Origin of the sequence: Gordonia sp. OPL2, assembly GCF_003797825.1 — a bacterium.
GTDB lineage: Bacteria > Actinomycetota > Actinomycetes > Mycobacteriales > Mycobacteriaceae > Gordonia.
On the sequence record NZ_RKME01000125.1, the window covers coordinates 1 to 398 of the forward strand.

Sequence of the window (398 nt, forward strand, 5' to 3'; positions counted from 1 at the left end):
GTGCAGCGCACGGTTGCGTTCGGCAATGCGGCGCGTGATCGAACTGCAGCCGAGCATGGCTCGGCTCTACAAAAAAGCAGAACGCCCCATGTCCCTGGCCGAATTCGCCCTCATCGACCGCATCCGCGCCCGCACCCTCGAGCGCGACGACATCCTGCTCGGCATCGGTGACGACGCCGCGCTGCTGCAGCCGCGTGCCAACGAGCAACTGGTGGTCACCGCCGATACGCTCAACAGCGGCGTGCACTTCCCGGTTGAGACGCCTGCCTTCGACATCGGCTGGAAGACCCTGGCGGTCAACCTGTCGGACCTGGCCGCGATGGGCGCGCGCCCGGCGTGGTGCACGCTGGCACTGTCCCTGCCGGAAGCGTCTGAAGATTGGATCGAGGCCTTTGCCG

Annotated in this window: 1 protein-coding gene; it reads left to right on the forward strand. The window is 66.8% G+C overall.

Annotation, left to right across the window (positions count from 1 at the left end):
- Window positions 1-34 precede the first annotated feature (34 nt).
- Window positions 35-398 (forward strand): AIR synthase related protein (locus EEB19_RS26610; RefSeq protein ID WP_262365949.1); only part of this gene is annotated, 364 nt, incomplete at its 3' end.